Here is an 8,753-nt window from a genome sequence, read left to right on the forward strand (position 1 = left end):
CCTGGAGGAGGACTCAGGAGCGGGGGCGGGGACGGACCAGGCCGGCGTCGTAGGCGCACACGACGGCCTGGACCCGGTCGCGCAGACCCAGTTTGCGCAGCACCGCCGAGACATGGCTTTTCACCGTGGCCTCGGTGAGCACGAGGCGCGCCGCGATCTCGGCGTTGGACAGCGCCAGCGCGACGAGCCGCAGCACCTGCACCTCACGCTCGCTGAGCGCGGCCAGGTCCGGCGGTCGGACGGGCCGCTCGGGCAGGGTGTCGAGGAAATGGTCCAGCAGCCGGCGGGTGACCGTGGGCGCGAGCAGCGCCTCGCCGCGGGCGACGATCCGCACCGCCTCGACCATGTCCGCCGGGCGCACGTCCTTGAGCAGAAACCCGCTCGCACCCGCCCGCAGCGCCGCGAAGACGTACTCGTCGACGTCGTAGGTCGTGAGGATGATGATCCGCGCGGACCCGCCGGCGTCGACGATCCGCCGGGTGGCCTCGACCCCGTCCAGATGGGGCATGCGCACATCCATCAGGATGACGTCCGGCCGCAGGCGCCCGGCGAGCTCGACCGCCGCAGCGCCGTCGGCCGCCTCGCCGACGACCTCGATGTCCGCCCGCGCCTCGAGGATCATCCGGAACCCCCCGCGGACCAGCGCCTGATCGTCCACCAGCAGCACCCGAACGGCCGGCTCGGACGACGACCCCGCCTCGTCCGGCCGCGGGTGACGGGACGGCCGCGGGTCGGGCCGCGGGTGCGCACCGTCGGCGGGGAATGTCATCGCGGGCCGCCCAGGGGAAGCGTGGCGCGGACATGGAAGCCGCCCCGCGCCTGCCGAGCCGCCTCCAGCTGGCCGCCGACCATCGCGGCCCGCTCACGCATCCCGGTGATCCCATGCCCGGCGGACGGTAGGGGCCAAGCGCTCGCCGGGCCCCGCGCGGACTCGTCAGATGCCGTGACCTGCGTGGGCTCGTCGGAGGCCGGGCCGCCGGTGCCGTTGTCGGCGACGCGGAGCTCCAGCACGTCACGATCATAGTGAAGTGTCACGACAACCCGGGTCGCCGCGGCATGGCGCAGGGCGTTGGTGAGGGCTTCCTGGACGATCCGGTAGGCCGCCAGGTCGACGCCGGCGGGCAGCGGCCGGGCGGCACCGTCCACCCGCAGGTCGACGGCGACCCCGGCGGCACGCAGCGGCGCGGCGAGCTCCTCGACCTCGCGCAGCCCCGGCTGTGGACGCCTCGGGAGCGCCACCGGACGTGCGGGGTCCGAGGGGTCCACGGGGTTCACCAGCTCCGAGGGATGCCCGGGGTCCGCGGGGTCCGCGGGGTCCGCGGGCCATGGGACGTCGGCGGCGGGATTCGAGGACCCGTCCTGGTCGCCGGGGCGGACGGCGGCCAGCAGGTGGCGCAGTTCGGCGAGCACGTCGCGGCTGGTCGTCTCGATCGTGCGCAGCGCGGCACGGGCCTTGTCCGGCGCCACGTCGAAGACGTCGTCGGCGGCACTGGCCTGCACGATGATCGCCGACATGCTGTGCGCCAGCACGTCGTGCATCTCACGGGCGATACGCATCCGCTCCTCGGCAACAGCCCGGGCCGCCTCGACCACCAGCGCCGCCCGCCGGTTACGCACCGCCTCCCCCAGCGCCCACGGCACCACCGCGATCGCCATGACGAACCAGGTGTCGACGGCGGACGCGGTGAAGAAGTTCAGCGCGGCCACCCCGCACAACGCCGCCAACGCCGACAGGGAGACAAGCGGCGGCCGGGCGGCCGCCAACGACACGATCGCCACCATCGCGGCGTAGGGAAAGGTCATCTCCGGATTGACGAGCTGACTGATCGCGCCACCCACGAGGGTGATCGCCATCACCGCGACCGGATACCGCCCCCGCCACCACAACGCCGCACCCTGCCCGAGGCCCACCACGACGCCGACCAGGCACCACGGCGCCCACAGCCCAGGCCGGTCAAAAGCCAGCGCCACCAGAAACAGACCCACCAGCACCGGCAGCGCCACGTTCCCGGCCCGCCGCCACCGCCGCGACCGCGAAGCCCCCCGACCGGGCCGGCCCACGTCAGCCCGATCAGCTCGCGTGATCACTACGCGACCGCCACCGCTCCGCTGTTCGCACCGCCCAGCCGCCTGTGGTCTCATCCAGACCCGCCCTGGCGCCAAATGTAACTCGCGCGACCAAATGTAACTGCGCAGTGGTTACATGTGCGAGGTGCCGCGTGACGTGAGCCAGATCATCGCCTCCCTACGTGCCGCTGGCGGAGACACCACCGACGTTGAGGTCAAGTCGGCGGCTCGGCAGCCGCCCCTCTTCGATCGTTCGACGGTAGATGACGCCACTTTTGACGACCTGGACAACGAGCTTGTCGACGCGTACCTGAATTCCGTCCGTGAGCGCGACCCCTTCGGGCTTGGCCGCTTCGACGAGGACAGCGAACTTCTTCGTCGGTCCGGGGTCGTGGACTCCAACGAAAAGCCCACCGTGGCAGGCATTCTCGCCCTCGGCCTCTACCCCCAGCAGTGGTTCCCGCGTTATATTATTCAGGCCGCGGCACATCCACTGGCTGACGATTCTCCCGCTACCAGGGCGCGCAACCAGGTCACCCTCAGCGGGCCGATCCCGCGGATGCTGGACGGAGCGCTGTCGTGGGCCCGCAGAACCTTCGACACCGCAATCGTCGCGGAACTCGACGGCTCCGTCCACGACCGGCTGGCCTACCCGCTGATCGCATTCCGCGAGCTGGTCGCCAACGCACTGATCCACCGCGATCTCGACCACTGGTCCACCGGGCTTGCCGTCGAGGTGCGCCTGCTGCGGGACCGTCTCATCGTCGGTAATCCCGGCGGACTGTTCGGCATCACCGTCGACCGCCTCGGCCGCGACGCCGTCACCTCGCCCCGAAACTCCCGGCTCGTCGCGATCTGCCAGCACGTTCGATCCCCCCAGACCGGCGCTCGGGTCATCGAAGGCCTCGCCACCGGTATCCCCGCCGTGACCGAGGCCCTCGCCAACCAGGGGCTTCCGCCAGCCCACTATGTCGACAGCGGTATCCGCTTCACCGTTGTCCTCCATCAGTTCTCGCCTGCCGCCAGCTCCACGATCGCCCCGACCGCCGGAAGTTCACCGACATCAACGACAGCTAAAGCGGCCGAGGCCGGCGAGGCAGCACTGTCAGCTACCCAGCGACGCGTCCACCAGGCACTGACCGAACATGGACGTACCGTCCGTGAGCTCGCCGACACGCTTGGCCTGGCCGCTCCGAACCTCCGCAAAATCCTTCGAGATCTGCGTGCACGTGGCCTGGCCATCCAGGACGGTGGTCAGGGACGAGCGACCACCCACCGGCGGGCCAAGCCTCCGGGCAGCGCGCGGTGACCCCTTCGAGTTCCCCTGAGGGCGAAGGTCTGCGGCGATACCGCACGGCGCGGCTTGGACAGCGACCCGGCACGGGCAGTGTCTGGTGTTCCACCGGACGGGTAGAAATGACTTCTGGTTGTCGGATCGGCGAATATTTCCGGGTTGGCCAGTCGGGAACACGCAGGCCGGATCATTCGTCTTCCCTGACATGGAGCACATTGATGCGCCCCACCGGAACGATCCGACGCCGTCCGACCCGCGGGCCCGACGTAGCCGAACGTCCCGCACCTCTCGAACAATGCCTGCCCGTACGCTCGGCCGGCTCCTCGCCGGTCTTTTCACGGTGCTGTCTGCCAGTACGGTCGCGGTCGTTGCCATCACAACTCCCGCGGTCGCCGTGGCCGCGGCCGATCCGACGCCCCTGGGTCCACAGCGCCCGGTGGAGCCCGACGTCGAGGGCCCGGAGAACCTCGACACTCTCACCTCTTCCGCCACCCGTAACGGGGTGCGCGGCGGGCTGAACGTGACGTTCGACCGCACCAGCCGCACCGCCGATGGGGGCGTCCCGGCCGGTGCCCGCCGGTTCGTCTTCCTGCTTGACAAATCCCTCACGGTCAACCCGTCGGCCTTTCCGGTCTGCACCCGACAGACGGTCGACACCGCGGGTGTCAGCGCCTGCCCGCCGGCCTCGGTGGTGGGATCGGCGGTTGGCACCTACCTGAACGGCAATCGGGTGCAGGCGACCGCGGTCAACAGCCGGGTGGCCGACCGGCCCGGCATTCTGCTCGTCTTTCCGGCCACCGGCCAGGTTCTGGAACAGACCCTGGAACCCGTGACCGGCGCCTACCGGCAGAACTACCGGTGGGCGATCGACGAACTGCTCATGCCGAACGCCACTCCGCCGCAGGACCGCCCTGGCACCGTCCGGTTCACCGCCACCTTCGGCGCGACCACGACGGTCGCCGGCCGCCCGGTCAGCTACCTGCAGACCAGCGATCCGGACGGGCCCTACCGCTTCGCTCTGTGGAGCGAGTTCGTCACCGGCCAGGTCGCCGTCCCGACCGACTGCACCGTGCCCACGGACGCCCCCACGCCTACCCCGGCACCGGCCGGAGCCTGACAGTTCTCCCTCGGGGTCCCGATCTGATGGCACATCCCAGCGTCATGGGTTGATGGCGTCTCCGGGACCGCGGGGGAGGTCCGGCCCGGCGGAAAATGTCGGTGGCGAAACCTACGATGCGACGGTGAACCGGACAGAACGGCTGTACGCGCTGGTGGAGGAGCTGCGGGCCAGTGCTCCCCGTCGGCGCTCCGCCCGGGAGCTCGCCGCGCACTACGAGGTCAGTGTCCGCACGATCGAACGGGACATCAGCGCACTACAGCAGGCCGGCGTGCCCGTCTTCGCCGACGTGGGGCGCCTCGGCGGGTACACGATCGATCCGGCGATGACCCTCCCGCCACTGAACCTGACGCCCTCGGAGGCGGTGGCGATCGCCGTCGCCCTGCGCCAGGCCGACCTCGGGCCGTTCGGCCGCGCCGGCCAGGAGGCGATCCGCAAGATCCTCGCCGTGATGGCTCCAGGCGACGCGGCACCCACCCAGCAGCTCGCCGCAAGGGTGCGGTTCCTCGGGCCGGCCAGCGCGGGCGGTCCCGCTCAGCCACCCACGGCCACGGCGATACCGGGGGTGATCGAACGCGCGCTACGCGGACGCCAGGTACTCGAGCTGTCCTATCTGGACAAGTCCGGGGAGGCGACGACGCGCGAGGTCGAACCCGTGACGTTCACGGTCCTCGAACAGCGCTGGTATCTCGTCGCGTGGTGCCGGCTGCGGGCGGACCTGCGCGTTTTCCGGCTGGACCGGATCGCCGGCGCCCGGGAGACCGGGCTACCCGCCCCCGAGCGGATCCCCGCCGACGAGGTGGCCCGCCGCTACGGGATCCCACAGTCCACGCCGCTGCTGGCCTGACGTCCACCAGGCGGGCCACCACCGGTCGGACCGCTGCCGCTCGGGTCCCCGCCGATCGAGGCGCCACCGGTCGGAGGCGCTGCCGGTCGGGGCGCCGCCGAACGCGCCGAGAAAATGCCTCGGAAACACCGACACAGGGTTGTCGCCAGCCGCTGCGAACGTGGGGTCATCACGTTCCTCGACCGGCAGGAGACCCCATGTCCGACGCGGCACCGCCCTTCAACACCGTGGCCTGGTTCCAGATCAGCACCGACACTCCGGGCGTCGCGAAGTCCTTCTACAGCGATCTGTTCGGCTGGCGGTTCGCCCCCGACGACGCCATCGGCGGCTACGAAATGATCAGGTATGCCGGGGCCGACAAGCCCAGCGGTGGCCTGACCACACCCGACGGCGGCCATCCGAAGGGCGCGATCTTCAACGTCCTTGTCCGGGACGTCCCGGCGGTGTGCGCCGAAGCGGAGCGGCAGGGCGGGAAGGTCCACGTCCCCCCGGTCACCACCCCGGATGGTCTCGTCTTCGCCGAACTCACCGACCCCACCGGCAACATCTTCGGCGTCTTCACTCCCCCGGCCGGCTGACCGGCCCGCCCCACCTGCTGTGGCCCGGGCGGCAGACATCCGGGCCACAGCAGGCATATTCCTCGCGGATCAGATCTGGCGTAGATCGACGGTGACAGCGAAGGGCGCTGCGACTGTCACCACGCCAGCAAACACTCCGCCGTCCCGGTAGACACCACCAGCAGAATCAAGCTGGTAGGTGTGAACCATCGGGGCCTCGCCCGCGACCTGCTCCACCCGCCAGTAGAAGGCGATACCCGCTTTGGCATACTGCTCAGGTTTCACGATCCGGTCGGTTGTCTCCGAGCCTGGCGAAACAATTTCCACGATCAGCAGAACATGCTGCGGCCTGGTCGGTGCGACATCAATCGTCTCCGCCCGGTAGACGACCACATCCGGGCGACGGTTGGACAGCGGAACATCCTGTAGCCGGACATCGAAGTCGATGTCGGCGTTCCATTCCGGCCCCGCGGCGGTGTCCAGCGCGTTGGCGAGTATTCGGGCGAGTCGGTTGTGGCGCTTGGACGCGCTGGGACTCACCACCACCATCCCATCGACGATCTCGATGCCCGCACACTGCTCCGCCGTCCAGGAGTCGTACTGCTCCGCCGTGATCTGCTCATGCATCCACGCGGGTGCCACCCTTTCGGCAGCCATGGCGCACCTCCCCGGGCCGACCGGACAGGTCCGATCAGGCTGGCCCAAGGATATCGGCCCACGAACGGCCAGCATGTCTCCCGGACGTGGGCCCTGGCATCACGCGACACCTCCCCCGACGGTAGGTGTCGGAGCGGGTGCTGTCGGTGGGATGATGGTGGTATGACCGTCGGGGGTGCGGCATCGGCCGTGCAGGGGTTCTTCGTCTCGTACACGGCTGTCGACGTGCGCTGGGCGGAGTGGGCCGCGTGGACGTTGGAGGCCGAGGGCCATCAGGCGCTGATCCAGGCCTGGGATTTCGGCCCGGGTACGCATTTCATGACCGGGATGCAGCAGGCGCTGGCCGAGGAGGAACGGCGCCTCGTCGTCGTGCTGTCGCAGGCCTACCTGGATTCGGTGTTCGGCGCGTTGGAATGGCAGGCCGCGTTGGTCGCCGATCCGACCGGCCGGAAGCGCCAGCTGGTCGTGCTTCGCGTGGAGGACTGCGCACGACCAGGATTGCTCAAGCAGATCGTGTCCGTCGACCTGTTCGGCGTTTCGGCGGAAGCGGCCCGGGAGCGGCTGTTGGACGCGATCGTCCTGAGCCGACGCAAGCCCGCCACGCCGCCGGATTTCCCGGGCGTGGCCGTCAGGCCGCACCCGGAGACCTCGGCCGGAGCGGTTGCCGGGTCGACGAACGCGGCACCGGTGTTCCCGCTGGATCTGCCACCGGTATGGAACGTGCCGCCGCGGTTGGCCCGGTTCGTCGGCCGGGAGGAGCAGCTGGCCGAGATCGCCACGGAACTGGCGGCACGGGGCAGCGCGGCGGTGTGCGCCGTGCAGGGCTCGGGCGGGGTGGGAAAGACCGCCCTCGCGGTGGAGTACGCGCACCGGCACAAGGGTCGCTACGACGTCGTCTGGTGGGTGCCCGCGCAGGACCCGGAGCTGATCGCCGGCCACATCAGCGCGCTCGGTGCCGAACTCGGCCTGCCGCCGGAGCAGGCGGGCTGGCCGGCCGTCGCGGCGGCCCTGGCACGGCAGCGGCGCCGCTGGCTGCTCGTGCTGGACAACGTCGACGATCCCCAGCTGACCAGCCACTACCACCCTTCGGATCCGCGTGGGCGGCTGCTGGCCACCTCCCGCCTGACCGGCCTGGACGGCACGGGCGCCCCCGTGGAAGTCGGCGACTTCAGCCCGGCGGAAGCCGTCGAGCTGCTGGCGAAGCGAGTGGCCGGCATCGACGCCACCGTCGCCGGGCGGATCGCCGACCTGCTGGGTCACCTGCCCCTGGCGATCGAGCAGGCCGTGGGATACCTCCGCCAGAGCAGGATGCCACCGGCCGAGTACGCCACGCTGTTGGAGGGCCGTCTGGGCGACATGCTCGGCCGTGGAACAGTGGCCGGCCGACCCGGAGTAACCGTGGCGAACCTCTGGGATCTGTCGATGGCCCGCCTGCGCGACGAGTCACCCGCCGCCGGCGAACTGCTGGAACTATGTGCGTTCTGCGCGCCCGATCCCATCCCGCTGGATCTGATCACCGAAGGCCTCACGGAGCTGGCTGGCCGTTCGACTGAGCCGCCCGACGGCCCGCTGTCCCGCGCGGTGACCGATCCGGTGGCGTGGGCGGACACGGTGAGCGCCCTCGTCGCCTACAGCCTCGTCCGCCGGGACGGCCCGACCCTCACCGTGCACCGCCTGATCGCCGCGGCGACCCGGGCGGGCATGGACCCCGCGGACCAGACGAGTGCCGACGTCACCGTGCTCGACCTGCTGACCGCCGGTCTTCCCGCACACGTCCGGGATCCCGCCACCTGGCCACGGTGGCAGGCCCTCCTACCGCATCTCCGGTCCACCCTGGGCACCGCCGACTCCGACCGGGACGATCAGGCGCTTGAGCTGGTGTCCTCCCTGGCTGACCGCATCGGCTCCTACCTGGAGCATCACGGCCGACCCGACACCGCGCTTCCCTACCATCTCCGCAGCCTGGCTCTCAATGAGCGCATCCTCGGCCCCGACCACCCCGACACCCTGGCCTCCCGCAACAACCTCGCCGGCGCCTACGAGACCGCGGGACGCCTCACCGACGCCACCGGCCTGTACGAACAGACCCTCACCGACAGCACCCGCATCCTCGGCCCCGACCACCCCGACACCCTGGCCTCCCGCAACAACCTCGCCGGCGCCTACCAGACCGCGGGACGCCTCACCGACGCCACCAGCCTGTACGAACAGACC

8 protein-coding genes are annotated in these 8,753 nt (G+C 70.6%); 5 read left to right on the forward strand and 3 right to left on the reverse strand.

Features of this window, described 5'->3' with window-relative positions:
• Positions 1-13: 13 nt before the first annotated feature.
• Entirely contained in the window at positions 14-769 is a 756-nt protein-coding gene (locus tag MXD61_RS14310; RefSeq protein ID WP_285223266.1) for a response regulator transcription factor, read from the reverse strand.
• Complete coding sequence (locus MXD61_RS14315; RefSeq protein ID WP_248813580.1) at positions 766-2,004, reverse strand: sensor histidine kinase; 1,239 nt, start codon at positions 2,002-2,004, stop codon at positions 766-768. Before MXD61_RS14315 ends, MXD61_RS14310 begins: the two co-directional genes overlap by 4 nt.
• 220 nt (positions 2,005-2,224) lie before the next feature.
• On the opposite strand from MXD61_RS14315, the gene MXD61_RS14320 reads away from it, so the two are divergent.
• The 4 genes from MXD61_RS14320 to MXD61_RS14335 all read left to right on the forward strand — a co-directional run bounded on the left by MXD61_RS14320 (position 2,225) and on the right by MXD61_RS14335 (position 5,903).
• A complete protein-coding gene (locus tag MXD61_RS14320; RefSeq protein ID WP_248813581.1) occupies positions 2,225-3,376 on the forward strand; it encodes an ATP-binding protein in 1,152 nt (383 codons plus the stop codon).
• A 280-nt stretch (positions 3,377-3,656) separates the two neighbouring features.
• Positions 3,657-4,478, forward strand: coding sequence for a hypothetical protein (locus MXD61_RS14325; RefSeq protein ID WP_248813582.1), 822 nt, complete (start codon positions 3,657-3,659; stop codon positions 4,476-4,478).
• 124 nt (positions 4,479-4,602) lie between these two features.
• Complete coding sequence (locus MXD61_RS14330; protein ID WP_248813583.1) at positions 4,603-5,325, forward strand: YafY family protein; 723 nt, start codon at positions 4,603-4,605, stop codon at positions 5,323-5,325.
• Between the two features lie 197 nt (positions 5,326-5,522).
• Positions 5,523-5,903: a VOC family protein gene (locus tag MXD61_RS14335; protein WP_248813585.1), complete on the forward strand. Its 381-nt coding sequence runs from the start codon at positions 5,523-5,525 to the stop codon at positions 5,901-5,903.
• Positions 5,904-5,972: 69 nt separating this feature from the next.
• On the opposite strand, the gene MXD61_RS14340 is transcribed toward MXD61_RS14335, so the two are convergent.
• Positions 5,973-6,539, reverse strand: coding sequence for a Uma2 family endonuclease (locus tag MXD61_RS14340; RefSeq protein WP_374628946.1), 567 nt, complete (start codon positions 6,537-6,539; stop codon positions 5,973-5,975).
• Between the two features lie 162 nt (positions 6,540-6,701).
• Here MXD61_RS14340 and fxsT point away from each other — a divergent pair.
• The coding region (fxsT, locus tag MXD61_RS14345) for an FxSxx-COOH system tetratricopeptide repeat protein (RefSeq protein WP_248813589.1) at positions 6,702-8,753 on the forward strand (2,052 nt) is incomplete at its 3' end.

The sequence above is a fragment of the Frankia sp. AgPm24 genome (assembly GCF_023243055.1).
Taxonomy (GTDB): domain Bacteria; phylum Actinomycetota; class Actinomycetes; order Frankiales; family Frankiaceae; genus Frankia; species Frankia umida.

Bases quoted from the DNA above. Each gene is read 5' to 3' on its own strand.
- MXD61_RS14310 (WP_285223266.1), bottom strand. From the start codon at position 769: ATGACATTCCCCGCCGACGGTGCGCACCCGCGGCCCGACCCGCGGCCG.
- MXD61_RS14325 (WP_248813582.1), top strand. From the start codon at position 3,657: ATGCCTGCCCGTACGCTCGGCCGGCTCCTCGCCGGTCTTTTCACGGTG.
- MXD61_RS14335 (WP_248813585.1), top strand. From the start codon at position 5,523: ATGTCCGACGCGGCACCGCCCTTCAACACCGTGGCCTGGTTCCAGATC.
- MXD61_RS14340 (WP_374628946.1), bottom strand. From the start codon at position 6,539: ATGGCTGCCGAAAGGGTGGCACCCGCGTGGATGCATGAGCAGATCACG.